This window comes from Corynebacterium sp. HMSC074C04, assembly GCF_001838295.1.
GTDB classification, from domain to species: domain Bacteria; phylum Actinomycetota; class Actinomycetes; order Mycobacteriales; family Mycobacteriaceae; genus Corynebacterium; species Corynebacterium amycolatum.
This window is the reverse complement of record NZ_KV836272.1, coordinates 1,062,234-1,088,569: the sequence shown is the minus strand read 5'-3', so window position 1 is coordinate 1,088,569 and position 26,336 is coordinate 1,062,234. Positions and strand designations below refer to the sequence as shown.

Annotated in this window: 25 protein-coding genes and 2 pseudogenes; 22 read left to right on the top strand and 5 right to left on the bottom strand. The window is 59.4% G+C overall.

Going from position 1 to position 26,336, the window contains the following annotated elements; genetic code table 11:
- The 4 genes and pseudogenes from HMPREF3011_RS09230 to HMPREF3011_RS11010 all read left to right on the top strand — a co-directional run.
- A pseudogene (locus tag HMPREF3011_RS09230) lies at positions 1–610 on the top strand (hypothetical protein); the annotation flags it as partial.
- 102 nt (positions 611–712) lie between these two features.
- Positions 713–1,522 (top strand): pyrroline-5-carboxylate reductase, encoded by an 810-nt coding sequence (gene proC / locus HMPREF3011_RS09225; protein WP_070560754.1) that lies wholly within the window; start codon positions 713–715, stop codon positions 1,520–1,522.
- Between the two features lie 263 nt (positions 1,523–1,785).
- Positions 1,786–1,977, top strand: coding sequence for a helix-turn-helix domain-containing protein (locus HMPREF3011_RS09220; RefSeq protein WP_005509751.1), 192 nt, complete (start codon positions 1,786–1,788; stop codon positions 1,975–1,977).
- Between the two features lie 243 nt (positions 1,978–2,220).
- On the top strand, positions 2,221–2,322 hold the full coding sequence (locus HMPREF3011_RS11010) for a 30S ribosomal protein bS22 (protein ID WP_003855542.1): 102 nt from the start codon (positions 2,221–2,223) through the stop codon (positions 2,320–2,322).
- Positions 2,323–2,568: 246 nt separating this feature from the next.
- Here HMPREF3011_RS11010 and HMPREF3011_RS09215 read toward each other — a convergent pair whose 3' ends face one another.
- Positions 2,569–3,693: an HAD family hydrolase gene (locus HMPREF3011_RS09215; protein WP_070841415.1), complete on the bottom strand. Its 1,125-nt coding sequence runs from the start codon at positions 3,691–3,693 to the stop codon at positions 2,569–2,571.
- A 166-nt stretch (positions 3,694–3,859) separates the two neighbouring features.
- Between HMPREF3011_RS09215 and HMPREF3011_RS09210 the strand changes: the two genes are divergently transcribed.
- The 17 genes from HMPREF3011_RS09210 (at position 3,860) to rfbA (ending at position 23,186) form a co-directional block, all read left to right on the top strand.
- The gene (locus HMPREF3011_RS09210) at positions 3,860–4,102 is read left to right on the top strand and encodes a glutaredoxin family protein (RefSeq protein WP_038627544.1); all 243 of its coding nucleotides are present in this window, start codon (positions 3,860–3,862) and stop codon (positions 4,100–4,102) included.
- A gap of 224 nt (positions 4,103–4,326) precedes the next feature.
- Complete coding sequence (locus HMPREF3011_RS09205) at positions 4,327–5,769, top strand: glutamyl-tRNA reductase (protein ID WP_083327083.1); 1,443 nt, start codon at positions 4,327–4,329, stop codon at positions 5,767–5,769.
- A gap of 15 nt (positions 5,770–5,784) precedes the next feature.
- Complete coding sequence (gene hemC, locus HMPREF3011_RS09200; protein ID WP_070841413.1) at positions 5,785–6,717, top strand: hydroxymethylbilane synthase; 933 nt, start codon at positions 5,785–5,787, stop codon at positions 6,715–6,717.
- A gap of 204 nt (positions 6,718–6,921) precedes the next feature.
- Positions 6,922–8,589: a bifunctional uroporphyrinogen-III C-methyltransferase/uroporphyrinogen-III synthase gene (locus tag HMPREF3011_RS09195; RefSeq protein ID WP_070841412.1), complete on the top strand. Its 1,668-nt coding sequence runs from the start codon at positions 6,922–6,924 to the stop codon at positions 8,587–8,589.
- A gap of 47 nt (positions 8,590–8,636) precedes the next feature.
- Positions 8,637–9,695, top strand: coding sequence for a porphobilinogen synthase (hemB, locus tag HMPREF3011_RS09190; protein WP_038627551.1), 1,059 nt, complete (start codon positions 8,637–8,639; stop codon positions 9,693–9,695).
- A gap of 45 nt (positions 9,696–9,740) precedes the next feature.
- Entirely contained in the window at positions 9,741–10,385 is a 645-nt protein-coding gene (locus tag HMPREF3011_RS09185; RefSeq protein WP_070431982.1) for a hypothetical protein, read from the top strand.
- Positions 10,382–10,762, top strand: a complete 381-nt coding sequence (locus tag HMPREF3011_RS09180) for a hypothetical protein (protein ID WP_038627555.1) — start codon at positions 10,382–10,384, stop codon at positions 10,760–10,762. Before HMPREF3011_RS09185 ends, HMPREF3011_RS09180 begins: the two co-directional genes overlap by 4 nt.
- A 19-nt stretch (positions 10,763–10,781) precedes the next feature.
- Positions 10,782–13,373, top strand: coding sequence for a heavy metal translocating P-type ATPase (locus HMPREF3011_RS09175; RefSeq protein ID WP_038627557.1), 2,592 nt, complete (start codon positions 10,782–10,784; stop codon positions 13,371–13,373).
- 35 nt (positions 13,374–13,408) lie between these two features.
- On the top strand, positions 13,409–14,755 hold the full coding sequence (hemL, locus tag HMPREF3011_RS09170; protein WP_049180753.1) for a glutamate-1-semialdehyde 2,1-aminomutase: 1,347 nt from the start codon (positions 13,409–13,411) through the stop codon (positions 14,753–14,755).
- Positions 14,756–14,903: 148 nt separating this feature from the next.
- The gene (locus HMPREF3011_RS09165; RefSeq protein ID WP_038629326.1) at positions 14,904–15,497 is read left to right on the top strand and encodes a histidine phosphatase family protein; all 594 of its coding nucleotides are present in this window, start codon (positions 14,904–14,906) and stop codon (positions 15,495–15,497) included.
- Positions 15,498–15,550: 53 nt separating this feature from the next.
- A complete protein-coding gene (locus HMPREF3011_RS09160; RefSeq protein WP_070841411.1) occupies positions 15,551–16,165 on the top strand; it encodes a TlpA disulfide reductase family protein in 615 nt (204 codons plus the stop codon).
- A gap of 23 nt (positions 16,166–16,188) precedes the next feature.
- Positions 16,189–17,049 carry a cytochrome c biogenesis CcdA family protein gene (locus HMPREF3011_RS09155; RefSeq protein WP_070561002.1) on the top strand — a complete coding sequence of 287 codons (861 nt, stop codon included), beginning with the start codon at positions 16,189–16,191 and terminating at the stop codon, positions 17,047–17,049.
- Positions 17,050–17,064: 15 nt separating this feature from the next.
- Positions 17,065–18,756 (top strand): cytochrome c biogenesis protein ResB, encoded by a 1,692-nt coding sequence (locus HMPREF3011_RS09150; protein ID WP_070841410.1) that lies wholly within the window; start codon positions 17,065–17,067, stop codon positions 18,754–18,756.
- Positions 18,757–18,981: 225 nt separating this feature from the next.
- On the top strand, positions 18,982–19,992 hold the full coding sequence (gene ccsB, locus HMPREF3011_RS09145) for a c-type cytochrome biogenesis protein CcsB (RefSeq protein ID WP_070841409.1): 1,011 nt from the start codon (positions 18,982–18,984) through the stop codon (positions 19,990–19,992).
- 51 nt (positions 19,993–20,043) lie between these two features.
- Positions 20,044–21,036: a dTDP-glucose 4,6-dehydratase gene (rfbB, locus tag HMPREF3011_RS09140; protein ID WP_070841408.1), complete on the top strand. Its 993-nt coding sequence runs from the start codon at positions 20,044–20,046 to the stop codon at positions 21,034–21,036.
- A gap of 564 nt (positions 21,037–21,600) precedes the next feature.
- A complete protein-coding gene (locus tag HMPREF3011_RS09135) occupies positions 21,601–22,290 on the top strand; it encodes a dTDP-4-dehydrorhamnose 3,5-epimerase family protein (RefSeq protein WP_070431979.1) in 690 nt (229 codons plus the stop codon).
- Positions 22,291–22,310: 20 nt separating this feature from the next.
- A complete protein-coding gene (gene rfbA, locus HMPREF3011_RS09130; RefSeq protein ID WP_038627571.1) occupies positions 22,311–23,186 on the top strand; it encodes a glucose-1-phosphate thymidylyltransferase RfbA in 876 nt (291 codons plus the stop codon).
- Here the strand turns inward: rfbA and HMPREF3011_RS09125 are convergent.
- Complete coding sequence (locus HMPREF3011_RS09125; RefSeq protein ID WP_049180758.1) at positions 23,183–23,485, bottom strand: hypothetical protein; 303 nt, start codon at positions 23,483–23,485, stop codon at positions 23,183–23,185. The two genes, rfbA and HMPREF3011_RS09125, sit on opposite strands and share 4 nt — an antisense overlap.
- A 194-nt stretch (positions 23,486–23,679) precedes the next feature.
- Here HMPREF3011_RS09125 and HMPREF3011_RS09120 point away from each other — a divergent pair, with 194 nt between their 5' ends.
- A complete protein-coding gene (locus tag HMPREF3011_RS09120) occupies positions 23,680–24,039 on the top strand; it encodes a DUF4229 domain-containing protein (RefSeq protein WP_038627574.1) in 360 nt (119 codons plus the stop codon).
- Between the two features lie 9 nt (positions 24,040–24,048).
- Here HMPREF3011_RS09120 and HMPREF3011_RS09115 read toward each other — a convergent pair whose 3' ends face one another.
- The 3 genes and pseudogenes from HMPREF3011_RS09115 to HMPREF3011_RS11675 form a co-directional block, all read right to left on the bottom strand.
- Positions 24,049–25,218: an alpha/beta fold hydrolase gene (locus tag HMPREF3011_RS09115; RefSeq protein ID WP_083327082.1), complete on the bottom strand. Its 1,170-nt coding sequence runs from the start codon at positions 25,216–25,218 to the stop codon at positions 24,049–24,051.
- A gap of 9 nt (positions 25,219–25,227) precedes the next feature.
- Positions 25,228–26,124 carry a 1,4-dihydroxy-2-naphthoate polyprenyltransferase gene (locus HMPREF3011_RS09110; protein WP_038627576.1) on the bottom strand — a complete coding sequence of 299 codons (897 nt, stop codon included), beginning with the start codon at positions 26,122–26,124 and terminating at the stop codon, positions 25,228–25,230.
- Positions 26,125–26,209: 85 nt separating this feature from the next.
- Positions 26,210–26,336, bottom strand: a pseudogene (locus HMPREF3011_RS11675) (O-succinylbenzoic acid--CoA ligase); the annotation flags it as partial.

Sequence of the window (26,336 nt, the reverse complement as noted above, 5' to 3'; positions counted from 1 at the left end):
CGTCGACGGTGAACAGCTTGCTGAGTCTGAAACAACAGAAGCTCCGGAAGAGCAAACCCATGTGCTGCCGCAGGTGGAAGAGGCCGACGCAGTCGGCGAGACTGAAGCTGCTCAGGAAACGGATACCTTCGAGGCTATCGACGCTGACGCCGATACCGGTGCCGCTTCCGAGACGGCAGTAGCAGCCGCTGTCGCTCCTGAAGTAGCACAGCCAGAAGACGTACAGGCCGAGACCACACCGACCCAGGTCGCAGCTGACGAGAAGCAGTCGGAGCCCCGGGACGTCGTTAAGCGTGAAGAATCCAAGAGCTCCAAGGGCAAGGTCGCCGCGCGTGATGGCTACGCCGAGGACAATTCCCTCTCGGTGCCGTTGCTCCTGATTCAGGTCTTCGTGGGTCTGATTGCTGGTGCATTGGTGTTCCTGGGCTTCACCTTGGCCTGGTCGTCGCTGCCAAAGATTGTGGTTGTCATCATGGCTCTCGTGGTCGCTGGTGGCTTCGCGGGAATGGCTAATTACCTGCGCCGTGAGAAGGACAAACTGACACCGATTCTCGCGGGGCTTGTCGGTTTGGCACTGACATTTGGCCCCTGGATTCTCTTCCAGTTGTAGTGGGGCCAACAAAATAATCATCACCTGATGCAGGGGCCGGAAGCGAAGTTTTCCGGTCCCTGCATTCGCATGTGTGGGCCAATTTTGGCACACTTAGCGTCCATGACAAGAATTGCTGTAATTGGTGGCGGAAAGATTGGTAGCGCACTCGTCGGTGGTCTCATCGACGGTGGTGTCTCGCCCTCCTCGATTTATGTGGTGGGGCGCACCAAGGAGAGCCTGGCCGGTCTGAAGGAGACCTACGGCATTGTCGATGCCGATGACCCTGTAGGGGCCGTCGACGGTGCCGACGTGGTGTTCTTGTGCGTAAAGCCGTACTTGATTATCGACATGCTCGAGCAGATTGCCGACGTGCTCGATGACTCAGAGGTCGACACCATCGTGGTGTCGATGGCGGCTGGCATCACACTGGACAAGATGGAAGGTGTCTGTGCTGTCGGCACTCCGGTGATCCGCGTTATGCCGAATACCCCGATGCTGGTGGGCAAGGGCGTCTGTGCAGTCGCGCCGGGTCGCTTTGTCACGGAGAGCCAGACCGACGAGGTTGTCGGACTGCTGGAGAAGGTCGGCAGCGTTGAGGTTGTCGATGAGTCGCTGATGTCTGCAGTCACTGCAGTCTCGGGCTCTGGTCCGGCTTACTTCTTCCAGTTTGTCGAGGCGATGACCGATGCGGGTGTGAATCTGGGCCTCAAGCGTGATCAGGCTAAGCGTCTGGCGTCGGCTACGGCTGCTGGTGCGGCCGAGATGATGATGCAAGAGGGCGCGGACCCGACTGCGCTGCGTGCTGATGTCACTTCGCCGGGCGGTACAACGGCAGCGGCCACCCGAGTTTTCGAGGAAGAGGGTATTCGCCGCGCGGTGCATCGCGCGCTGCAGGCTTGCTATGACAAGGCCAATGAGATGGGTAAATAAGTATTTCGCCGAGTGGTGGCGGGTGTACAAGTAACCCCAATATTTGGGGCATTGGAAATGGCCAGGGGCAGTAGCTAATCCGATACGCAGGGACGATGGGTTAGTCACAACTGTCACACCATTCGCCAATGCCCCTATTTTTTATCAAAAATCGCACCGGCACCTTGCCTACCGGTAGGATGTGAAAAGCACGTGCGTGTCACGATTTTCTGCAGGAGGGGAAGCCTGCAGCGCGTCGCGTGCGCTGAAGGGAATATTTACTAATGCAGAATGCAGATAAAGGCACCTTTCTGACCGTTGCGGAAGTTGCTGACATCATGCGCGTATCCAAGATGACCGTCTACCGCCTGGTTCACGCTGGCGAGCTGCCGGCAGTGCGCGTTGGCCGTTCTTTCCGCGTCCATGAGTCCGCAGTCAAGGAATACCTGGACTCCTCTTTCTACAACGCGGGTTAGTTTTTTCTGCCTTTTAAGCGGGGCTGTTTGACCTGAACGCATATGTCCCCGCTATGATTAATCCGATTAGTACATGGTGCTGTGCTGCGCCCCTGTTTCCTATCGTTTTCAAGTCATGAAGTATCTAGCTGTGAAGGCGGAAGGAAAAAGGGCGTGACATCTCGGCGGTTGTAAGGCCGCATTGAGTACGCCGCCATTGTGCAAGAAAAGAAATTTCCGTCAACGAATAGCGAGGTCGAGCCGATGGGTTCCGTCATTAAGAAGCGTCGCAAGCGCATGTCGAAGAAGAAGCACCGCAAGATGCTTCGCCGTACCCGCGTGCAGCGTCGTAAGCTCGGCAAGTAAGCCAGCATTCCTGCCGTTATCGCAGGAGCGCGCGTGCTGCGTCGCGTACACGTTTTAAAAGCAAAACCTGCCCGGTCTCGTTGAGATAGGGCGGGTTTTGTCGTTGGGGGGGGAGCTGCTGAGTACGGGCTGCCGATTACGGGCTGCAAATGTGAAACTGTAGGAGTTTATGACCCTTTCAGGCCATTTTTCGAGCCATTTTTGTCATAAACGCAGTCACTAACTCTCGAGTACGCCTAGCAGCGCTTAACTTTCCTTATTCGCGTCCCACAGTCGCTTGCCGACGAGTCCCGCGCCCCCGACAGCTCCTGCCAGCAGTGCTCCGATCGAGAGCCACCGCATCGTGGCGAAAGTTGCGGAGCGGAAGTGGCGATAGTCGTAGATAGTCCACCCCATCTTTTGGGCGTAATTCCGCAATTTGCGGTCCGGGTTGATGGCCACGGCGGTGCCCACCATGGACAGCATTGGAATGTCGTTGGCGGAATCTGAGTATGCCGTGCAGCGAGACATGTCCAACCCGGAGGAGGCCGCCAGAGCTGCCACCGCGTGCTTCTTGCCCGGGCCGTGGAGAATATCGCCTACCAGGCGGCCAGTGAACTTGCCATCTTTGACCTCGGCGACCGTGCCAAGGGCGCCGGTCAGTCCGATGTGCTTAGCGATAACCTGGGCCAGCTGCACCGGGGTGGCGGTGACCAGCCAGACCTCTTGGCCAGCCTGGATATGTAGTTCCGCAAGATCGCGGGTGCCCTGGTAAACGCGGTCGCTGATCTTTTCTTCAAAGATTTCTTCGCCGAGTTTGACCATTTCATTCACATCGTGGCCGGCGAAAAACTCCAATGCCTGTTCGCGGGCCTTAGCTACGTCGGCGGCGTTTTCCGCGCCCGAGATTCGGAATTTAAGCTGTTTCCAAATCATCCCGGCCAAATCGCGCTTCTTGATGAACCCGCGCTCGACCAACCCCATGGCAAAGAGGAAGATTGATGCGCCCTGGACAAGCGTGTTGTCCACATCGAAGAAAGCGGCTGCGCCTTGATCGCGTTCGACACCTGGAATGGGCTGCGAGAGCACACGTGCACCGCCAGCGGCATCTTCGGCACCCGCTACACTGCGAAATCCCGTAGCCAGTTCTTCGCCGCCGACGTCGTAGACCTCGCCGAGAGCTTCCAGCGCATTGGCGGCTGCTGCAGTACCAGCTTCCTCCTGTGCTTCATCATTGAGCGGAGCGAGAACTATCTGCTCGAGGAAATTGCGGACGTTACCCTGCGAGGACGCAAGGTCGCCCAGCATGTCGATGGGGAAGGGGGAGCGGTTGACGGCACTGAACTCACTCACGGTACGAAAATCTCTTTCCACGGTGTATGCAACTGATATCCGTTATCGGAAGCTCTTGTTGAATAGTATCCGCTCTTTAGGCAAAGCTGCGCGCTGAGATTCAAGGAGCGGATGGGGGGCAAAGATAAGAAGGGTCACTTTTGCAGGGGAAGTGCGGGGAGGGGGACGTCGTAAAGCGAAACAGTCGACCTTTAGACTGGCCGTTATGGTGACTGTGACGGTGATGAGTAGGAAGACGTGCGGTTCGTGCGCTCGCGTGATTGCGCAGATTGAGCCGCTGGTTCGGGACCAAAATGCGCAGTTCCAGGTGGAAGACGTCGATACCGATCCGAACTTGGCCATGGAATTTGGCGATCGCGTGCCGGTGATTTTGGTCAATGATGAGGAAATCGCTTGCTGGGAAATCGATGACGATGAGCTCCTGGAAGCGATAGCGGAGGTCGAATAAGTTCCCGAGACAGCTCTGCCGAACTGCTAGGAGCTGCGGGAACATGGCAGAATGTGGAGTAGCGGCAAAGAAGCAGTAGAGCGCTGCGAACATCGAGGTAGAGGCTAAGTAAAGTATGCCTTTGTTGTGGCGAGATGGCAGAGTTGTCTAGCGTTAACAGTCATAGCTGTGTGAAAAAGCCCGTAGCGGGGACTGTGAAGGAGCAATAGAGCGGTGATTGAGCGGTGAGTGTGCTTCTCGTCGGAATGTCGTACCGGTCTGCACCGGTGACCCTTCTTGAAAAGGTCTCTGTCGGTGAAACTGAGCGAGAGGCCATTTTGGCCCGTCTGATCGCGGATGAAGCAATCAGTGAAGCGATGCTGTTGTCGACCTGTAACCGCGTTGAGTACTACGTGGTGGCCAACGGCTTCCACTCTGGGCTATCGGCTGTGGTCCGTGAAATTGTCGGTCGTACTGGGCTCGAACTCGATGAACTGACGCCGCACCTCTATGTCCGGTATGCACAGGCTGCGGCGGAGCATGCTTTTTCGGTGTGTGCTGGTCTCGACTCGATGGTGCTGGGCGAACAGCAGATTATCGGTCAGATTCGCAATGCCTACCAGGAAGCGGACGAAGCCGGCACAGTCGGTCGCATGTTGCATGACTTGGCACAGAAGGCGCTGCACACGGGTAAGCGCGTGCACAGTGAAACTCTGATTGATAACGCTGGTGCTTCGATGGTCTCCGTGGCCATCGACGAGGCAGTTGCTGCACTGCAACCCGGATTCAACTCTGGTGTTGACGTCGCTGAGGGTACCGATATCCTGGCCGGACGTTCGGCTCTTATCCTCGGCGCCGGTGCGATGAGTTCGCTGGCCGCTAGCTACCTGGGGCGCTGCGGTATTGACCGTCTGATTATTGCCAACCGCACCGTTGACAGGGCGCAGAACCTGGCCAACCACTCCATCGAAGCGGGCATCCCCGCTACTGCTATTGCGTTGCATGATTTCGCCGATGTCCTCGATGATGTGGACATTCTCGTCAGCGCCACTGGGGCCATGACTCCCGTCGTTTCAGCTGCTGATGTCATCGACCACGGCCCGCTCGCCATCGTCGACCTGTCTATGCCTCGCGACGTTGCGGAGGATGTCTCCGGGCTTGAGGGGATTGCACTATTCAACATCGAATTGCTGCAGATGACCCGCACGGAGGTCCCGGGCCGTGATGATGAGGCTGCAGCGCGCGACATTGTGGCCGAAGAGTTGGAGTCCTACCTCACGGCGCAGCGTGCAAGCGAGGTAGCACCGACTGTTCGCGCTCTGCGTGAGCGTGCGGCAGATGTGGCGGCGGCTGAGCTCGCTCGCCTGGAGGCGAAGACACCAGGTCTTACGCAGAAGGAACGTCTCGAAGTCGAGTCCACGGTTCGCCGCGTCGTCGATAAGCTCTTGCATGCGCCAACGGTGCAGGTCAAGAAGCTTTCTAGCCAGCAGGGTGGTGGCAACTACGCACTTGCGCTGCAGAAGCTCTTCGACCTGCCCCTATCTACCCCCTCTGGCCTGTATGCTGACACCGATATCCCCGCAGATCTCATGGTAGAGGGCCGAATTGGGCGGATGCAGGGATTTGAGCAGTATGGTCTTGACAGTAGTGCCATCATTGAAGGCGTTGCTGAAACCACCAAAAATTAACACCCGGAGGGAAACATGCCTGACCCAGCGACTATTCGTATCGGTACCAGGGGCTCGGAACTGGCCACGACACAGGCCGGCCACGTCCGTGATGCACTGATTGAGCTGGGGCAGCCTGCAGAGCTGGTGATTGTAAAGACCGCTGGTGACCATAACCGCCACGACCCGGTGGAAAAGATTGGTATCGGCGTCTTTACCCAGGCGCTGCGTCATGCACTCCGCGAGGGGGTGTGCGACATTATCGTGCACTCGTTTAAAGATCTGCCGACGTTGCCGGAAGACGACATGATGGTCGCAGCCGTGCCGGAGCGCGTCGACCCGCGAGAGGCGCTGATTTCCCGCGATGCCACGCCGCTGATGGACCTGCCTGAGGGGGCTCGAGTGGGTACCTCCGCGCCGCGTCGTGTCTCTCAGCTGCGTGCGCTGCGCTCCGACCTGGAACTTGTACCACTGCGTGGAAACATCGAAACCCGCATGGGGCGCGTCTCTGAGGACTTGGACGCTGTCATTCTGGCTCGCGCCGGACTGGAGCGTACGGGGCGCCTCGGAGAGATTGCGGAATCCCTGGACGTGGATGTCCTCATGCCGGCCCCGGCCCAGGGCGCCCTGGCTCTGGAGTGCCGCACTGCTGACCGCGAAATTGTGGATATTCTGCGGAAGATTGACCACCCGGTGTCCCATGCCCGCGCTGTCGCTGAGCGCGCGGTACTCAGTGAGCTGGAAGCGGGCTGCACCGCCCCGGTTGCGGCCTACGCAACCGTGAGCGATAGCGGTGAACTCACCCTGCAGGCGGGGGTGTTCGCACTCGACGGTTCGCGCCAGTTGCTCGAGACCGCTACCGCAACCGTGGATAAGGCCGATGAGCTTGGCCGGAAGGTTGCGGCGGCCCTGCTTGAACGGGGTGCTCATGAGGTAATGGGCGATACCCTGCGGGAATCTCAAAAGTAGCCGGTTAGTTAATTTGGCTCAAACCCTTTATGCTAATAGGCCTGTATGCATGCCGTTGGGATAAGGGTTTCCTTCGTGTGCTCGCATGTGAGATTCAGGTATCTACCTGCCCCTCACATGTGTTGGCGCATGTCCGCTTTCTTCCTTAGTGACTCATCGGCACGAAAAGTGAACAACCAATAGAAAAGAAATCACTCCGCAACGATGAACACCTCCCTCCCCGCAGCAACGGGACGCATCCTGTTCGTCGGCGCTGGTCCTGGAAATCCCGACCTGCTGACGCTTCGCGCCCGTGAGATTCTCGCAGACACCGCTATCGCCTACGTCGACGCCGATGTCATGCCGGGGGTTCGAGAACTCGTCGCAACCGATGTGCCTGTTCCTCCTGAGCTGCTGAAGGAAGCCGAGGAAGAGTACGAGCGCATGTGCGCCGCAGCCAAGGCCAAGGGATCTCGTCGTAAGCCACCGCGTCCGGCACCGCCGACCGCCGCAGATTTGCGCGAGCCTATCGACGATCCCAAGAAGATGGCCGCCCTGCTCGTCGAAGAAGCAGCCAAAGGCAATGATGTAGTGCGTTTGGTGGCCGGAAATCCGCTGACCAACGATTCGCTGCTGGCCGAAATCAACGAGGTCTCGCACGCCGAGGTTGAGTTCCAGATCGTCCCTGGTATGTCCGTGCCCTCCACCGTCCCGGCATTTGCCGGTATCGCGTTGGGCTCGACGTACACGGAGACCGATCTCGGTCGCGCCGATGTGGACTGGGACGAGTTGGCGCAGGCACCGCAGCCGCTGGTGCTGCAGGCCGTGCAGGATGACCTGTCCGCCATTGCCTCCGAACTCGGTGAACGCGGTCTGCCGTCGGCGTTGCCGGTGTCGGTGACTGTCAACGGTACGACTCGTTTGCAGCGCACCTACGACGTCACGCTGGGCACCTTGGCGCAGCTTTCGGGTGACCTGACCGGTCCGCTGGTGGTTACGCTTGGCAAGGGTGTGGACAATCGCTCGAAGTACTCGTGGTGGGAAAACCGGGCCCTCTACGGATGGAAGGTGCTGGTCCCACGCGCCAAGGCGCAGGCAGGGCCGATGAGTGCTCGTCTCGTTGGGCACGGCGCCATCCCGATTGAGGTCCCGACCATCTCAATCGAGCCACCACGTAGCCCAGCGCAGATGGAACGCGCCATCAAGGGGCTTGTCGACGGCCGTTACCAGTGGGTTGTTTTCACTTCCGTCAACGCTGTCACCGCAGTGTGGGAGAAGTTCCAGGCATTCGGCTTGGACGCGCGCTCGTTCGCTGGAGTCCGCATCGCAGCCGTCGGGCATCGCACCGCTGCTGCCATCCGTGATCTCGGCATTACCCCGGAGCTGCTTCCGGACGACACTCGTCAGAACGCCGCGGGCATCGTCGACGTGTTCCCGGAGTACATCGAGGATCTCGATCCGGTCAACCGCGTATTGCTGCCACGCGCCGACATCGGCACCGACGTGCTTGTCGACGGTCTGATTGACCTGGGCTGGGAAGTCGATGATGTGGTCGCTTACCGTACCGTGCGGGCAGCGCCACCGAGTGCGGACATCCGCGACATGATTAAGTCCGGTGGCTTCGACGCAGTGTGCTTTACCTCGGGGTCGACGGTGAAGAACCTGGTCGGCATCGCGGGTAAGCCGCATGCTCGCACCATCATTGCCTGCATCGGGCCGATGGCCGCAGCCACGGCTCGCGAGTACGGTCTGCGTGTAGATGTCGTGCCGGAGCGGGCAAGCATCCCGGAGCTGGTGGACGCGCTGGCAGAGCATGTTGCGCAATTGCGGGCTGCAGGGCAACTGCCACCGCCGCGCAAAAAGCGTCGTCGTTCGCGTAAAACCAAGGCCTAAGCCAGGGCGAATCGGGGCGAGTTCGCGTTTTGATTAAGGTTGTCTTTATGACTACATCTGGAGCTTCTGAATCATCCCGCGAAATCGATCTCGAACAGTTTGGATTTCCTCTCCCGATTCGTCGCCCACGCAGGCTGCGCACCAACCCGGTGATGCGTGCGATGACGGCAGAGACGACACTGACTCCGAAGAATCTCATCCTTCCCATGTTTGTTGCAGATGGGATTGATGAGCCGAAGCCAATCAGCTCCCTGCCCGGGGTAGTGCAGCACACCGAAGACTCCCTGGTGGAAGCTGTGCGCGAGGCTGTTGAGGCAGGTATCTCGGCGGTTGACCTCTTCGGTGTCCCGCTCGATGCGGATAAGGACGGCGAGGGCTCTGAATCCTGGAATCCGGAGGGCGTTCTCAACCGCGCTCTGCGTCGTCTCCGCGACGAGTTCGGGAATGACATTCTGATCATGGCCGACACCTGTCTGGATGAGTTCACTGACCACGGCCACTGTGGCGTACTGGGCACGGATCGCTTCGGCAACACGGTCGTTGAGAATGACCGCACGCTGATTAACTACGTCAAGATGGCCGTTGCCCAAGCCGACGCCGGTGCACATATCGTGTCCCCGTCGGGCATGATGGACGGCCAGATTGCCGCTATTCGTGAGGGGCTGGACGCCGCTGGCCATGAGGATGTCTCCATCATGGCGTACTCGGCAAAGTACGCCTCCGCCTTCTACGGTCCATTCCGTGAAGCCGTGGGCAGCTCGCTACAGGGCGATCGCCGTACCTACCAGCAGGATCCTGCAAACCGTCGTGAGTCCCTGCTCGAAGTGCAGCTCGACGTTGACGAGGGTGCGGACATGGTGATGGTCAAGCCGGCCATGAGCTACCTGGACATCCTGCGCGAGGTCGCAGACATCTCGCCGGTGCCGGTTGCTGCCTACCAGGTCTCTGGTGAGTACGCGATGATTCACGCCGCTGCCGCCAACGGGTGGATTGACCTGGATGCTGCGATGATGGAAGCAGTGCTGAGCATTCGCCGTGCCGGTGCGGAGCAGATTTTGACCTACGCAGCGGTGGACTTGGCGAAGAAGCTGCGCGCCCAGTTCTAATTCGCTGAGGCGAACGTGCAGTAATAAACATCGAGAAGTGGACGGATGACTAAAGAAGAGAAGAAGCCCGCAATTCCCGAGCAGGTCGAGGGAGCTAGGCAGGCGTGGCGGGTTACGGCCGTGTTGCAGCTGCTCCTCGCTGCAGTAGCCACGGTGACCTACTGGCTGCATCCGGAAATGCTGATGAGCCCCTCAACCGCTAAGGAGAATTTCCCGGGTTTCAGCGAGGGCCAGATTGATGCCGCCATGAAGGCGAGTATCGTTATCGCGTTCTTTTTCGCAGTGGGGCTTTGCATCGCGTTCTTCGCCATCATCGAGCGAATGCGCAAGGGGAGCGAAGGTGCTCGCACCGTGCTGGTTATCGGCTCGCTTTACCTGGCACTGTCGGCGCTGATGTCCTTCTTCTCTTCTACGGCTTCAGAATCGGGAGTGCCATCATCCCTTGTTCTTATCAGCGGAATTGTGCGAATCGCCTCTGCCACTGCCGCGGTAGCTGGCCTGGTGCTCGCCGCCTCGAAGGAGTCCAAGGACTACTTCAATCATCAGCGCCCCTCGAAACCGTGGACTCCGTCCGCGCCGAAATCGCATCTGCCGGGAGCGTCGAAGCATGGCGCTGATACAAAGCAGCAACAGCAGCTGGACCAGTCACAGCCCAAGCAGCCCAAGCAGCCTGAGGAGTCCAAGCAATGATGTCCCTGCCGAGTCGGCCCTGGCAGTGGGTGCTCTTCGTCGCGCTCATCGCCCAGATTGTCCTGAGCTTGATACTGGTCACCGGAGATTACTCGCAGGCTCCCGCTGCCGTTGGCCGCGATATCTACATCGTCGCCGGTGTGACGCTGGTCTGCTCGCTCATTGGTAGCGGCTGCTTGCCGACGGCCACTGAGTTCAAACTCTCCCGGAACTGCCTGCTCATCATGGTGATTGTCACGGCTCTCGCCATGTTCTTTGCCATTATGGCCGGTGCGCTGACTGTATGGGTTATCGTGCCCAGCCTGGCGATGGCGTGTGGACTACTGTTGCTCTATCGTGAATTAGCGCTCACGCGCGCCAATCAGCCACAGGATTAGACGGAAAGTTTCAAAGGCCATGAGTGACACCGGTGAGTTTGATTTCTCTCTGGACAATCGCGTTGAACAGGCGATTGTGGATGCCAAGGTCGCTGCTCGTAAGGCATTGCCACGAAGCCGTCAGGACATCGACGAAGAAAGTGCCCATCAGCGGCTTGCACACCGCAGAGGCCAGTCCAACACAGCTTTCGCACTCATCCTGGAAAACTTGGAAAACGCCGAGAGCGCTGAGCGTGCTGAGCATGTTTTGGAATCCTTTCCAGATGTGACAGCCTCTGTGGTTTACAAGCCCGGACGCGCGTGGATTACAGCGCCCGATACCATCGATCCGAATCAGTTCATCGAAGCTCTCCGCGAAATCGGGGTCGAGTCGTACCTCACGCGCAGCACGCTTCGTCGTCGTGCAACTCGGCTGGATGTGTCACAACATCGCCGTCCCGCTGTTCCGGCTGCCGCTCAACAGAATGAGGAGGAGCGCATTCGCCGTCGTGAAGCGGCCTTGCGCCGAAGCGGCGGCGGTGCGGAGGTACTGTTCACGGCGCGTGAACTGGTGACCAAGCAGCGCTTTTGGGGCAGCCTGTTCCTATCGATTCCGGTGCTGGTGACGTCGTTGAACGTCAACTGGCAGTTCCCGGGCTGGCAGTGGATGTGCCTTGTGCTGACCACGATTGTGGTGTGGTGGGGTGGCTGGCCGTTCCACCGGGCAATGGCGGCGTCCCTGCGTCGGCGGATGTCGGCGCTGGATGGGGCGAGCTCCATTGCCATTCTGCTGGCGTGGCTGTGGTCGCTGGCGCAGCTTATCTTTGGTCCCGCGGGACAGATTGGATATACCACTGCGCCCACGTGGTTTGCTTTCAACTACCGGGAAAGCGCCTCGGCAGAGGTGTTTTTCGACGTTGCTTGCGGCCTGACCGTGCTGTTGCTAACAGGCCGTATGTTTACGCGCTACAACAAGGTGCGTACTGGACAGATTTTGCGCAACCTGCGCATTCCAGCTGAGCGAAATGTGACGGTCGTGCGCAAGAGCGCCAAATCCGCGGAGCCGAAACGAGTGGAGGTAACGGTCGCCGAGCTCAATATCGGTGATGACATCGTGGTTCCACCGCACTCGGTGATTCCGGTCGATGGCTCAGTCATCGGTGGTGCGTCCACGATGGATGCACAGCTACTCGGTATTGGCGTTGAACCGCAGAAGGTCAAGGTCAACTCCAAGGTTTGGGCCGGCGCAATCAACCTGGATTCGGAGCTCAAGGTGCGCGTGGAGCGCACCGGTTTCAAGACCCGGGCGTCATCGATAGCGCGCTGGCTGCGTCAAGCGGTTCGAGAAGAAACGGTGATGCACCAGACCGCAGTGCACTCGGCATCAGAGCTGGTGCCGTGGACGCTGTCATTGGCAGGCGTGGCATTTTGCGGCTGGTGGCTGGCGACGGGCACGATGAGCGGTGCCCTCGCGGTGGCGCTGGCCATACTCTCGGGCATCGCGCCGGTGGCATTGGCAATGTCTACGTCGACCGTGCAGCGCATCGGGATTCTGGCCGGTGCTAGTAACGGAATTTTGATTCGTGGCAATGAGACTTTCCGGAAGTTGGCTACCGCCAATGTGGTGATTTTTAACCGAGTTGGAACCCTGACCGAGGGTGACACCCACGTGCTCGGTGTCGCCGCAGAGCGCAATGAAAATCCGGATTTGGTTCTGCGTGTGGCGGGCGCTCTCATGATGGAGAGCAACCACCCGGCATCGGCGGCCATCGTGCGCGCGTGCCGTGCATCCCGCGACGCCGGTTCCGGCGGTGGCGAGGTGCCGCACTGGATTGAGACCGTGCATGTCGCAATTGCGGAAGACGGTGCGTTCGTTGGCCAGGTAGAGATTCCGGTGAAGGACTCCGACGACAAGTTGGAGATGCGCTTTGTTGAGGGGCGTGTTTGGCGTCCACGTGATCTCACTGCACTCAGCGAGAAAATGGCCGTGGCTGCGCTCAGTGGCGGTACACCGATGGTGGTGTCGTGGCGTGGCAAGGTCCGTGGTGTTATCACCATTGGTGAGGACATTAAGCCCGATGCGGTCGAGAGCATTGACCAGCTGGAGGATATGGGCGTGGACACCATGATGATCACGCGAGATCCGTACCCAGTAGCTCGTCGTTTCGCTGACCGGCTGAATATCTCGCGAGTATTCGCGGGCATCATTGCCTCCCGCAAGGCCATTGCGGTGCGTTCGGTCCACAGTGACGGTGAGACAGTCGTGATGGTTGGCGACAAGGACATCCGGGACTCTCTGCGTGCCGCTGATGTGGGTGTTTTGATGGACAACACCGAAGGCAACCAGAATCTTGATGTCGATTACGCCGATGTCGTGGCACTGCGCAACAACGTGTTGTCGATTCCGGAGGCCATTGAAATCGCACGTGCTGTGGTGCGGATGATGGACTCCAACATCTACTTTGCGTGGTTCTACAACGTTGCAGTCATCCTGCTGGGTATGACCGGTATGATTCACCCGCTCCTGGCATCGCTATTGATGATTTTCTCCAGCTTGTGGATCGACTGGCGTTCCCGTCGAGTGTCGTCCCGCAGGAAGCATCTATTCAGGGTGAAGCTGGGACGTTGGTAGGGCAGGGTAGCCCTTAATCCGAGTGGCCGTCTACGATGGTCACCGTGACTCAAGACATTAATGCTCCTCATGTCCCAGAAAACGTTGAGCTCACCGAGCGTTCGGCAGAGTTCTTTACGCAGGCTCAGGCAGTGACGCCGGGTGGCGTGAACTCGCCGGTCCGCGCCTTCGGTTCCGTCGGTGGCACCCCACGTTTCATTGACCACGCCGCGGGCTCTCGTCTCGTGGATGTTGATGGCAACGAATATGTGGACTTGGTCTGCTCGTGGGGTCCAATGATTCTGGGCCACGCCCACCCGGCAGTGGTGGAGGCCGTTCAGAGTGCCGCCACTCGCGGGTTGTCTTTCGGCGCTCCGACGACGGCTGAGACCGATCTGGCTCGTCACATCGTTGAGCGTACGTCGGTAGATGAGGTGCGTCTGGTCAACTCCGGCACTGAGGCCACCATGTCCGCAGTTCGCCTGGCTCGCGGTTTCACTGGCCGTTCCAAGATCATCAAGTTCGCCGGCTGCTACCACGGTCACGTGGACGCGCTGCTGGCATCGGCCGGTTCTGGTGTCGCTACTTTCGGTCTGCCGGATTCGCCGGGTGTCACCGGTGCATCGGCTGCCGACACCATTGTTGTTCCTTACAACGACATTGAGGCGGTCAAGGCCGCATTTGCTGAGAACCCGGGCGAGATTGCCTGTGTCATCACTGAGGCGGCAGCGGGCAACATGGGTACCGTCACACCGCAGGACAACTTCAACGCGAAGCTGAAGGAAGTCTGCCACGCAGACGGCGCTCTGCTGATCCTCGATGAGGTTATGACTGGCTTCCGCGCTTCCTACAACGGCTGGTACGGCATTGATGGTGTGGCCGGTGACCTGACCACCTTCGGCAAGGTCGTCTCCGGTGGTTTGCCGGCCGCTGCCTTCGGCGGTCGCCGCGACATCATGGAGTACCTGGCTCCGAACGGTCCGGTGTACCAGGCAGGCACACTCTCCGGTAACCCGGTCGCTATGGCAGCTGGCCTGGCCAACCTGGAAAACGCCACGAGGGATGTCTATGACACCGTTGCGGCCAACGCAGATCGCCTGGCCACGATTCTGTCCGATGCCCTGACCAAGCAGGGCGTGGCCCACCACATTCAGCGTGCGGGCACGATGCTATCGCCGCGCTTCGCCGAGGGTGAGGGGCACAACTTTGAGCAGATGCAGGCAGCGGATACTTTCCGCTACCCGGCCTTCTTCCACGCACTGCTGGCCAATGGTGTCTACCCGCCGGCTTCTTGCTACGAGACCTGGTTCGTCTCCGCCGCACTCACCGACGCCGACTTCGAAATCATCGAGCGTGCAGCAGCCCGCGCGGCCGAGGCGGCGGCAGCCGCCAAGCCGGAGTAGGTGACACGTGTCGAACAAGACCGATTCGCAGGCCGAGCAGCAGGCAGCACCGCAAGCCACACCGCAGGCAGCACCGCAGGCCGCGCAGCCGGTACAGCCGGAGAATCAGGCAGTTAAGCGTGCGACAAAGCACGCCAAGACCACGGTTGTGCATCTCGTCCGCCACGGCGAGGTTTATAACCCGGATAAGATTCTCTACGGACGTCTGCCCGGCTGGCACCTGTCAGAGCGTGGTCAGCGCCAGGCAGCGGCCACGGCCTCGTCCTTCGAAGGCCACGACATCCGCTACTTCGCCTGCTCTCCACTGCAGCGCACGCAGGAAACATCACGGCCATTCACCGAGGTAATCGGCACGAAGCCAATCCTGGATGAAGATTTGCTAGAGGCGGGTAACTCCTTTGAGGGGTTGCACATCAAGGGCATTGACTCCGCACTGTGGAATCCGAAGTACTGGCCACGGCTGCGTCGTCCGAGCGTGCCCAGCTGGGGCGAGCCCTACGAGGAGATTGCGGACCGCATGTTCCATGCCATCGAGCGAGCCCGCGAGGCCGCCGAGGGAGCGGAAGCGGTGCTGGTGACCCACCAGCTGTGCATCATTGCCGCTCAGCGTCGTGCGCGGTACTTGAAGCTCGCGCACAACCCGGCAAACAGGCAGTGTGATCTGGCGAGCGTGACCTCCTTAATCTTCGTCGGAGACACCATTGTCGACGTGCGCTACAGTGAGCCGGCAAGTCACCTGTAAGGTGAATAAATAGTTTTGTTGAAGTTTCACTGACCCCGGAAGGTGGCACCCAGGTGGCCAAGGTCTCATCGTCCCGAATTGCAGCAACGCTGGTGGCAGCAACTCTGTCTCTGTCGCTCGCGGCATGTAACCCCGGAGAGTCGGTGGGACACGACGCCGTCGCCGTTGGCGGTCAGTTCGAGTTTGTTTCTCCGGGTGGTCAGCAAATCATTGACTCCGCACCAGAGGAGCGCAAGCCGGTCGGCAATGTCTTCGGTCCTTCTCTCGAGGACGATGACAAGGAAATCTCTCTTGATGACTTCAAAGACCAGATTGTGGTTCTGAACGCCTGGGGCCAGTGGTGCGCACCGTGCCGCTCCGAGTCTGATGACCTGCAGTACGTTCAGGAACAGATGGAAGAGCAGGGAATCGGCACCGTCCTCGGCATTAACGTCCGCGACAACGTCCGCCAAGCTCCAATCGACTTTGTGAAGGACAACGGCATCACCTACCCGTCGATCTATGACCCGGCTTTCGTCAACGCCGGTGCACTCGGCGGCATCCCGGCGTCGGTGATTCCGACGACCATCATCCTGGACAAGCAGCACCGCCCGGCGAAGGTATTCCTCCGCGAGGTCGATCACACGATGCTGATGAAGGCTGTCGATGAAGTGAAGGCGGAGGGCTAGGCCCCGGCATGGGAACTTTTGCCATGAACACGATCTATTTTGCCGATGGCATCGGCCAGCAGTTCGCCGACGTCGCCACCGGCGGTCCCATTGTGTTGGGGCTGCTCGCCGCTGCACTGGCCGGTCTCGTCTCCTTCGCTAGCCCGTGCGTTATCCCGCTTGTGCCAGGTTATGTCTCCTATCTCACCGGTATTTCCGGAGCATCGGGGGCGCAGGGCAACGGCGTGACGACGGGAGTTGCGGACGCAACCTCCGTCGATAAGCATGACGGCGATGGAGGTCGTGGCCAGCGTTCCTCAACAGCCCGCGTCGGCCTGGCCGCGTTGCTGTTCGTGTTGGGCTTTACTGTCATTTTCGTGCTGGGGTCGGCCTCGATTTTCGGGCTCGTGTCCACGTTGCGTCTGCAGGCGCGCACGCTGACGATTGTCGGTGGCGTGGTGACCATCGTGATGGGGCTTGCCTTCATGGGCATGGTGCCAGCGCTGCAGAAAGACACCCGCATGGCGCCGAAGCGCTGGACCACCTGGCTGGGAGCGCCACTGCTCGGCGCGGTGTTCGCGCTGGGGTGGACGCCGTGTCTGGGCCCGACGCTGACTGCAATTATTTCGGTGTCCGCAGGTACACAGGGCATGACTGCGGCCAGGGGAGTGGCGCTGATTATCGCTTACTGCCTGGGGCTGGGGCTGCCGTTCATTTTGGTGGCGCTGGGGTCGGCACGTGCGATGCGGGGAGTGGACTTCCTGCGTAAGCACTCGCGAACCATTCAGCTCATCGGTGGTGTGGCGCTGGTGCTGGTCGGAATTGCCCTGGTCACGGGACTGTGGGATGTTTTTGTTGCCTGGGTTCAGGCCGCTTTTATTACTGATACGGTAACGCCAATTTAGTGAAAGATTTCTTCGATGTCGGTGAATTGGAATAAGGTACGACAGCCCTTCCAGCAGGTCTGGAACTGGTTGACCAGCATGCGCACGGCGCTGATTCTGCTGTTCATTCTCGCTTTCGCAGCGGTTCCGGGTGCCCTGTTGCCGCAGCGCTCGCTGAATAAGGACAAGGTCGACCAGTATCTTGCCGCCAACGGCAAGACCGCCGAGATCATGGATAAGCTGCAGCTTTTCGATGTCTTCTCGTCCGTCTGGTTCGTCGCCATCGTGGCATTGCTACTGATTTCCCTGGTCGGCTGCATTATTCCGCGCACCATCGACCACTACAAGGCCATGAAAACGCCGCCGGCTAGGGCGCCGAAACGGTTGGCGCGTCTTCCGCTTCACGACGAAGCCGTCGTCGATGCCCCCGCGGACGAAGTTTCTAAGCGGGTGCGTGAGCGCCTGAACAAGTGGGCATTGACCGAAACCCCAGCAGATGAAGACCGCGCCGGGGCACGCTCCTTTTCTGCAGAGAAGGGCTACCTGCGCGAGTTCGGCAACCTGGTATTCCACCTGGGCATTGCGCTGCTGATTATCATCGTCGGCTTGGGCCGCATGATTTATTACGAGGGCCAGGTCATTTTGCTGACCAACACCGGCACCGAAATTTCTGATGACAACGTCAACAGCGCGGTGGGCGTTCCGTTCTGTAACACCGCAGCGGCAAACTATGACTCGCTGCGCTCGGGCAACACCTTCGACGGTACGACTCTGAACCCGTTCTGTATTCAGGTGGAGGACTTTGCCGCCGATTACCTGCCGAACGGCCAGGCCAAGATGTTCACCTCGCACATCCGATTCGCAGAAGAAGAGGATATGCGTAAGCCTGTCGATGAGTGGGAGAAGACCACGCTGCAGGTCAACCACCCTCTGCGCATCGCCGGTGACCGCGTCTACCTGCAGGGGCACGGCTTTGCCCCGGCCTTTAAGGTGACCTGGCCGAATGGTGAGTCGCGTACGTCGATTGTCCAGTTCCGCCCGGATGACCCGACCTTCTTCCTGTCCTCTGGGGCGCTGCGCTTCGACCCACCAGCGGGCATGTACCCGGACTTGTTCGAGCGCCGCCAGAACCAGATTGCAATCGAGGGCCTGTTCGCTCCGACCGCGGAGTTTACTGGTGAAGAGGGTGCTCTGCTGCAGTCCTCCTACCCGGCTATGCAAGACCCGGCGGTGGCTGTCGATATCTACCGTGGCGACGCGGGCCTGGACACTGGTCGCTCGCAGGGGCTGTTCTCCCTCGACCGCGACCTGATGCACTCGGGTCAGCTGGCTAAGGAAGCCCGTGTCAACCTCAAACAGGGCGAATCCACCGAACTTGCCGACGGCACCAAGATTGAATTCCTCGGTGCGAAGGAATTCGTCAACTTGCAGGTTTCGCACGATCCCACGCAGTTCTGGGTGCTGGTGGCAACTGTGGCCGCACTGGCGGGCATGGTGATGTCGCTGGGTATTAAACGCCGGCGTGTTTGGGTGCGCATGTTCCCGCTGGAAGATGGCCGCACTCGCGTTGAGTTCGGTGGCCTTGCCCGCACCGACAAGGCGGGTTGGGGCGAGGAGTTCCAGTACATTGTCGATGACATTCTGGAACGCGACAGCGATAACGAGGGCGCTGTTGACATCGACAGTGATGGCGCCGACAGCGATGGCAAGAAGGCCAAAACTAACTGACCGCCAAGTGTGATCCACGCACTGCAACCAACGCTGTCCCAATCCACAGACCGCAACCCACGCGCTGCAATTCACGCACTGGCGGGGTGCACGCGCGGGGGCGAAAATTTCGCCTCCGCGCAACTTTTTTACGTCCCTCGTGTCCGCCCCCTTTTGCTTAGTCCCGCTTTAGTACTAGGGTTTGAAGAAGTATTCCGCTAATTCCACATTTTTGGAGCCAAGTACATGCTCGTCAATAAGACACTGGCGCAGTTTTCGGACTGGTCGTACTTCACGGCCTTCGCCTTTTATCTTGTGGCCTTTGTTGTATCCATTGCCTACTACAGCCGTCGTATCGCGACCGCTGAAGCTAAGAGCCAGGTTGCGGAGCGCGAGCTGGTAGCCGCCGGTGCTGGTGATGGAGCTACTACCGCTAGTGTCGCTGACTCGGGGGAGTCGGAGACGAAGGCGTCGGCAAGCGAGCCTAGGAACCAAGCGCTGACGAACCGACTCGGCGTTGTGACGGAAATGCTGATTTACGTCGGTGTAGCCGTGCACTTTGCATCGGTGCTATTGCGTGGCCTGGCCGTGCAGCGTTTCCCGTGGGGCAACCTCTACGAGTACGTATCAGTTTCAATCCTCTTTGCTATGGCAATTGCAGCTGGCGTACTGCATCGTGAGGCCATGCGCGTGTTCTGGCCGTGGATGCTGGCACCGATTCTGGCGCTGATGTTCTACGGGGGTAAGAACCTATATGTTGAGGCTGCTCCAGTGGTGCCGGCACTGCAGTCGATTTGGATTCCGATTCACGTCTCGATTATTTCTATCGGCTGCAGTATTGCACTGATTTCCGGTGTCGCGTCGATTCTCTTCATGCTGCGGATGTACAACCGCAAGGACAACGAAAAGGGTTTCCTGGGCAAGCTGGTCGCGCCGCTGCCGGACGCGCAGAAGTTGGATGCAATTGCTTACCGCACCGCTATTTGGTCTTTCCCGTTGTTCGGTCTGGGCATTGTGCTGGGCGCTATTTGGGCGGAGTCCGCATGGGGCCGCTACTGGGGCTGGGATCCGAAGGAGACCACGGCTCTGATTACCTGGATTATCTACGCTCTGTACCTGCACGCTCGCGCGACCTCGGGTTGGCGTAATACCAAAGCCGCGTGGATTAATATCTTCGGTTTCGCGACCATGGTGTTCAACCTCTTCTTCATCAATATGGTGGTTTCGGGTCTGCACTCGTACGCTGGCCTGAACTAAGCTTTCATACTTGTACAAGCCGGTATCGCCGGGTGAACTAGAATCGCTTCCATGCGTGTTCTCGTCACCGGTGGTGCCGGCTTTATTGGTTCCAACTTTGTCCTCCGTACTCTGGCCACGCGGCCGGATGTGAATGTCACGGTGCTGGACGCTTTCACCTATGCCGCGAACCCTGCGAGCTTGGAAGGCGCGGACTGTGAAATCATCCGCGGCGATGTTCGTGACGCGGAGCTGATCGATCGCCTCGTGCCCCGCTTCGACGCCGTCGTCCACTTCGCCGCCGAGAGCCATAACGACAACTCGCTAGTGGATGCCGATCCCTTCGTCACCACCAACGTCATGGGCACTGTGAATCTGGCGAAGGCCTGCGCCACCCACGATGTTCGCCTCCACCACATCTCCACAGACGAGGTCTTTGGCGATCTCGCTCTCGACGACCCAGCACGTTTTACGACGGCCACCTCGTACAAACCCTCCAGCCCCTATTCGGCCTCCAAGGCGTCTGCGGACCACTTTGTCCGGGCTTGGGTGCGTAGCTTTGGACTGGCTGCGACTATTAGTAACTGCTCGAATAATTACGGCCCGCGGCAGCATCCGGAGAAACTGATTCCTCGGCAGATTTGTGGTCTGCTGCGCGGTCGTAGCCCTCGCGTGTACGGCACCGGCGAGAATATTCGGGACTGGATTCACGTCGATGACCACAACGATGCGGTCTGGACAATCCTGGATTTCGGCGAGGTGGGGGAGACCTACCTCATCGGTGCCGATGGTGAGCGTTCCAACCTCGACGTGGTCGGAGACATCCTGGAGGGATTCGGGCGTGAGCGATCCGATTTCGTTCATGTCACTGACCGCCCGGGGCATGACCGTCGTTATGCGATTGATCCTGCATCCATCCGCAGCCTTGGCTGGCAGCCGCGCTACCAAGACTTTTCCGCAGGCCTCGCCGAGACCATCGACTGGTATCGCGCCAACGAGTCCTGGTGGGCTGTGGCCTATGATGCCGCTGAGGCTGGCTACGCTGAGCGCGAGCAGGAGTTGTAGTTCTGATTGGGCTGGTTTGGGTTGGGTGGGTTGGTTTGGGTTGGTTGGGCTCTGCCTAGCCAGCACCCCGGTTACTTGGTGCACCCCGGTTACTTGGTACGCCCCATGCGTCACTTCAGCCACGCCTGCAATATAGTTCCCATGCGCACCAGGTAAAGGGCTCAAAACAGGCCCAAAATACCCAGACTCGCATGTTTGGTGGCATTTTCGGGCTTTTGGGTGAATCTGACCTGGGAGTTTCTAATCTGAAGCCCACCAAACATGCGAGTCTGCGTCAAAACACCCCTTGTGAATGGCGTTAAACGTTGTTTTCGTATTCAGGATTAACAAATAAGCCTCAAATTCGGGCCATTTTCCCTAAGGTCTCGATTTGTGTGGGCTTCAGATTAGAAACTCCCAGGTCAAGAAGTGTGGATTCACTTAAAAGGGCACACAAATCGAGGCCTTAGGGCAACAACTCCCGCATGAATGCCGTTAAGCGCTAATTTCGGCTCGGCGACTACTCAGCTCACACCCAACCCACCACCAGCCCGAACCCGTCCCTCGCGTCTACACTTGTTATCCATGAGCCCTGAGAGCACATTCCAGCCCACTTCCATCGACGGCGTTTTCACCTTCGAGCCGGTCATCCACGGCGACAGCCGCGGTAGTTTCCACGAGTGGTATCGCCTCGACGCATTCGCCGAGGCCACGGGCTACCCGTTCTTTCCGGAGCAGGCCAACATGAGTGTCTCCGCGGCGGGCGTTGTCCGTGGCCTTCACTTCGCCGACGTCAGCACCGCGCCAGATGGTCATCCCGGCCAGGCGAAGCTGGTCACCTGTCCCGCGGGCCATATCCTCGACATTGCGGTTGACCTGCGTCGCGGCTCGGATACCTTCGGCAAGGTTGAGGTCTTCGAGCTCGACAGCAAGACCCGCCGAGTGGTCTATCTGCCCAACGGCATCGGACATGGTTTCGTCTCGCTTGCCGACGACTCCGTGCTCACCTACCTCACTTCCACCGGCTACAATCCGGAGGCTGAACGCGCTGTTAGCATCCAGGACCCGACGCTGGGAATCGACTTGGCCGCGTTGCTGGCCAAGGGTGGTCTCACCGAAGCGGACATGATTCTCTCCGAGCGCGATCAGAAGGCCCCGACGATCGAGCAGTTCGAGGCCGAAGGCAATAAGCTCCCCAGTGAGTTTGACTGCAAGGACCTCGAAAACATGGCTCGCGACGAGTGGGCAATCGCCAACGAAGCGGCCGGGCAGTAAGGCAGAAAGGCGCGAGCACTATGAAGGGCATCATCCTCGCAGGTGGCACGGGCTCTCGGCTGTTTCCAATCACGCTTGGTGTCAGCAAGCAGCTGGTTCCCGTCTATGACAAGCCCATGATCTACTACCCGCTGAGCACGCTGATGCTCGCGGGAATCAGGGACATCCTCGTCATCACCACGCCACATGATGCCCCGCAGTTTGAGCGCCTACTTGACGACGGCTCGCAGTGGGGTCTCAATCTCACCTTTGCCACCCAAGACGAGCCCCGTGGTCTCGCGGAAGCATTCATCATCGGTGCTGACCACATCGGCGATGACTCCGTTGCGCTCATCCTCGGCGACAACATCTTCTACGGCGCCGGCCTGGGCACACAGCTGCGCCGCTTCCATGACGTCGATGGCGGAGCAATCTTCGCCTACTGGGTCGCAGATCCCACCGCTTACGGAGTCGTGGACTTCGACCAAAGCGGCAAGGCCGTGGCGATTCAGGAGAAGCCGAAGAAACCACGCAGCCACTTCGCGGTGCCTGGATTGTACTTTTATGACGCCGATGTTGTTGAAATAGCTCGCTCGCTGCAACCGTCGTCACGCGGCGAATTGGAAATCACGGATGTTAACCGCGCCTACTTGGAGCGTGGAAAACTGCAGGTAGAGGTGCTGCCGCGCGGCACGGCGTGGCTGGATACGGGCACGGTGGACAATCTGATGGCAGCGGGCGATTTCGTGCGCACGATTGAGCAGCGCCAGGGTTTAAAGATTGGTTCGCCGGAAGAGGTGGCGTGGCGCATGGGATTCATCGACGATGCAGCGCTTAGCGCGCGTGCCGACGCACTCAGCGCCAGCGGCTACGGGGAGTACCTGCAGCAGTTGTTGCTGCGAGGCAAAGACGTTTAGTCGGTTTCGCCGGGATTGTCTGGGCTATCGGGCCTATTTGGTTTATCTCCCTGGTTATCCCGGTCACGAGTCTCGCGTTCGCGCCGTTCCTGTAGCTCCTGCTCACGCTTGCGGCGATCGAATTCGGCCTTCTTGAGCTTCCAGAGGAACTCCGGATCATCGTCGGGAGCAAGCGGGCGGGGCTCCGGTTGCGGAGCAGAAATACGACGCATGCCGTTGCCACGACTGCCAGGGCCAAATGCCTTCCACAGCATGACTACGACAAGGATGATGAACAGCAGCAGAATGAGCCGACCCATGTAATAGCTAACCTCCTGGATTTACCGACTAGAATACGCAACGAGTCCCGTAGTGCCCACGAGGGGTATCGCAACGCAAGGCGGTACGGCGTACAGAGTTCGTTAGGGTACAAAGGAACGTTGGACACGAACGGCCATGGGGCGCTAACAACGTCGGGCGCAGCACAGGCGTAATACGTAGAGGTGAGGGTGTAATGACCAATCCAGCAGAGCAGGACAAGTTGGCTTCTGACGCTCAGACGCCAGTAGCTCCGGTGACCAAGAATGCTGGTCGCGGCAATGCCATGAAGGGACTGTTCTGGTACGGCCTTGCGCGTCTGCTGCTGTTCCTGGTGCTGTTCTTCATCCTGCTCGCGATTATCTACCTTGTTGGCGTGCGGATTCCGGCCGCAATTACGGCTGTGTTTGCACTAATTATTGCGATGCCACTGTCGGTGTTTGTGTTCCCGAAGCTGCGCGTTCAGGCCAATGAGTCGGTTGCCGTGTGGTCGGAGAACCGCCGTGCGCACAAAGAATACATTGCGCAGCAGATTAAGGACCGCGAGGAAAATTAGCGCTCCGCTCTAGCTTCTTTTCTGAACTTTCTCCAGCACCCGCTCGATTGCCTGGTTCACCACATCCGGAGCCTCCAGCGGCAACATGTGGCCGGCCCCGTCGACTTCAACTAGCTCGGCGTCCGGCCACTTTTCCATAATTAGGTCTGCTTGCTTGCGGGGAGTGACATCGTCCTTCGTGCCCACCAGTACCGCTCCCGGCAGACCCTCTAAGTGAGGTCCGGCCGCGAACTCGTCATGGTCCTGCAGGTCGTCGAGGTATCCCACGAAAGTTTCCAGCGGTGTTTCATTAATCATGGCCGCGTGGAACTCGATGATCTCGTAGTCCGTGCGCCGGGCGAACACCGCAACTGCCAACGACGGCGCCATCAGTGACGCGATTGCCTCGCGGAACTTGCGGATCTCCTTCGGCGAGGACTCAATCGCATTGCGCGCCGCATCCGCCACCGGGGACGCGAGAATCTGCGGTACCCCCTGGGCGGCAAGCTTGTCGATAGACGTGGAAATCAGCACTACGCCTGCGATCCGACGGCGAATACTTTCCTCGGCAGCGCGCACCATGTGCAGTGCGATCAAACCGCCCAGTGAATGCCCAACCACGATGAGTTTTCCGGTCCCGGCGCGCTCTGCAATCACGGCCAGCGCATCGGTCGCAGCACCTTCGACCATGCAGAGTGAAGCCGGAACCGCGCCGGTCTGGCCGTGGCCGCGTAGATCCATGGTGAGCAGGCGTGCTTCCGGGTGTGACTTCCGCAGTGCGTTGAACTGTCGGTACCAGGACTCGCCAGCCAGGGTGAAGCCGTGGATAAAGACGATGGTCACAGGTTCTTTGGCGGGCTCGCCTGGTTCAACCTCGTACCAGTGCACCGGAATATCGGTGGTGACAGCATCCGGTTTGTCGCTGGCCTTTCGCTCGTCATCCTTGGCCGCAATGTCGGCTGTGACCGGTGTGGTCTTGATATGTACTACGCCGGTGGCCGTAAGATCAGTCAGGCCTGGTTCACGGGTCTGTGAATGCAGCGCGCCGTGCTCCAGTGCCAGTCGCCGACGCCCCGAACTGGTCAAACGCAGAGCAGCGCTGCGGACGAAAGCTGGAGCCTTGGCTGCTGTGTCACCTACTCGGGTTGCGGCCTTCTGGACGTCGTCAAGCGTCTTGTGCGTCAGTGCGCGGAAGTCCATCGGTACCCCTTAGCTGAGTGCGAGTGCGAGTGCCGTGATGACGGACCAGGCAAGCATCATCTTGCCGGTAAGCCCCAGTACCGGGATGAGCTCCTTGCCCTTCTTATGCATGCGGATTGGCTCGGAGGCCCTCACCCACAGCGGCACGATGAGCAGACCCACCAGCGCCCATGGGTGCCAGAAAGCGATAAAGATACTGGCCAGGGCAGGCATGATGGAGAGAATCTGCCAGACGATGCGGGTGCGGAAGTCGCCCAGGCGAACTGCCAGGGTGATCTTGCCGGTGGCAGCGTCGGTGGGAATATCGCGCAAGTTGTTCGCCAGGTTTACGGCAGAGGACACCGAACCGATACCGATTGCGCAGGCCAGGCCGACCCAGGACAGGGAGCCGGTCTGGGTGAACTCCGTACCGAGCACCGCGACGAGACCGAAGAAGACGAAGACCGAGACCTCGCCAAGGCCGCGGTATCCGTAGGGATTCTTGCCGCCGGTGTAGAACCACGCCGCCGCAATGCACAGCGCGCCGACCAGAATGAGCCACCACGCGCTCATCAGAGACAGCGCTACACCGGCAAGACCCGCGACACCAAAGGCGCCGAACGCCGCGTACTTCACAACCTTCGGCTCCACCAGCCCAGAACCAGTCAGGCGCAGCGGGCCCGAGCGGTCATCGTCAGTACCGCGGATGCCATCGGAGTAGTCGTTGGCGAAGTTCACGCCCACAATCAGCGCCCACGCGACAACCAGCGCGAGCACCGCACGTCCCCAGATAATCGGCGCGTGCGTCGATGCCGCTCCGACACCGACGATGACCGGCGCAAACGCATTCGCCCAGGTATGGGGGCGCGCGCCTTCCAGCCAATCGCTTAACGACGCCGTTGCAGGACTCTTTGGTGCTTCAGACATGAATTAATAATAGGACGTGACACCAAATGCCTTGAACTAATGCGGGTTCGAGTGGCTTAAAGGCTGGAGGACACAAGTCCAAAGGCTAAAAGAGCGCCGCGACTTTCTTCCGGTCGACCTTGCCCGGCCCAATTAGCGGTAGGGCCTCCACGCGACGCAGGTCCTTGGGAATCATCCAGTGATTGATTCGCCCGGCGTCTTCAGCATCGCCG

Bases quoted from the DNA above. Each gene is read 5' to 3' on its own strand.
- proC (WP_070560754.1), top strand. From the start codon at position 713: ATGACAAGAATTGCTGTAATTGGTGGCGGAAAGATTGGTAGCGCACTC.
- HMPREF3011_RS09220 (WP_005509751.1), top strand. From the start codon at position 1,786: ATGCAGAATGCAGATAAAGGCACCTTTCTGACCGTTGCGGAAGTTGCT.
- HMPREF3011_RS11010 (WP_003855542.1), top strand. From the start codon at position 2,221: ATGGGTTCCGTCATTAAGAAGCGTCGCAAGCGCATGTCGAAGAAGAAG.
- HMPREF3011_RS09210 (WP_038627544.1), top strand. From the start codon at position 3,860: ATGGTGACTGTGACGGTGATGAGTAGGAAGACGTGCGGTTCGTGCGCT.
- hemC (WP_070841413.1), top strand. From the start codon at position 5,785: ATGCCTGACCCAGCGACTATTCGTATCGGTACCAGGGGCTCGGAACTG.
- HMPREF3011_RS09195 (WP_070841412.1), top strand. From the start codon at position 6,922: ATGAACACCTCCCTCCCCGCAGCAACGGGACGCATCCTGTTCGTCGGC.
- hemB (WP_038627551.1), top strand. From the start codon at position 8,637: ATGACTACATCTGGAGCTTCTGAATCATCCCGCGAAATCGATCTCGAA.
- HMPREF3011_RS09185 (WP_070431982.1), top strand. From the start codon at position 9,741: ATGACTAAAGAAGAGAAGAAGCCCGCAATTCCCGAGCAGGTCGAGGGA.
- HMPREF3011_RS09180 (WP_038627555.1), top strand. From the start codon at position 10,382: ATGATGTCCCTGCCGAGTCGGCCCTGGCAGTGGGTGCTCTTCGTCGCG.
- HMPREF3011_RS09175 (WP_038627557.1), top strand. From the start codon at position 10,782: ATGAGTGACACCGGTGAGTTTGATTTCTCTCTGGACAATCGCGTTGAA.
- hemL (WP_049180753.1), top strand. From the start codon at position 13,409: ATGGTCACCGTGACTCAAGACATTAATGCTCCTCATGTCCCAGAAAAC.
- HMPREF3011_RS09155 (WP_070561002.1), top strand. From the start codon at position 16,189: ATGAACACGATCTATTTTGCCGATGGCATCGGCCAGCAGTTCGCCGAC.
- HMPREF3011_RS09150 (WP_070841410.1), top strand. From the start codon at position 17,065: ATGTCGGTGAATTGGAATAAGGTACGACAGCCCTTCCAGCAGGTCTGG.
- ccsB (WP_070841409.1), top strand. From the start codon at position 18,982: ATGCTCGTCAATAAGACACTGGCGCAGTTTTCGGACTGGTCGTACTTC.
- rfbB (WP_070841408.1), top strand. From the start codon at position 20,044: ATGCGTGTTCTCGTCACCGGTGGTGCCGGCTTTATTGGTTCCAACTTT.
- HMPREF3011_RS09135 (WP_070431979.1), top strand. From the start codon at position 21,601: ATGAGCCCTGAGAGCACATTCCAGCCCACTTCCATCGACGGCGTTTTC.
- rfbA (WP_038627571.1), top strand. From the start codon at position 22,311: ATGAAGGGCATCATCCTCGCAGGTGGCACGGGCTCTCGGCTGTTTCCA.
- HMPREF3011_RS09125 (WP_049180758.1), bottom strand. From the start codon at position 23,485: ATGGGTCGGCTCATTCTGCTGCTGTTCATCATCCTTGTCGTAGTCATG.
- HMPREF3011_RS09120 (WP_038627574.1), top strand. From the start codon at position 23,680: ATGACCAATCCAGCAGAGCAGGACAAGTTGGCTTCTGACGCTCAGACG.
- HMPREF3011_RS09115 (WP_083327082.1), bottom strand. From the start codon at position 25,218: ATGGACTTCCGCGCACTGACGCACAAGACGCTTGACGACGTCCAGAAG.
- HMPREF3011_RS09110 (WP_038627576.1), bottom strand. From the start codon at position 26,124: ATGTCTGAAGCACCAAAGAGTCCTGCAACGGCGTCGTTAAGCGATTGG.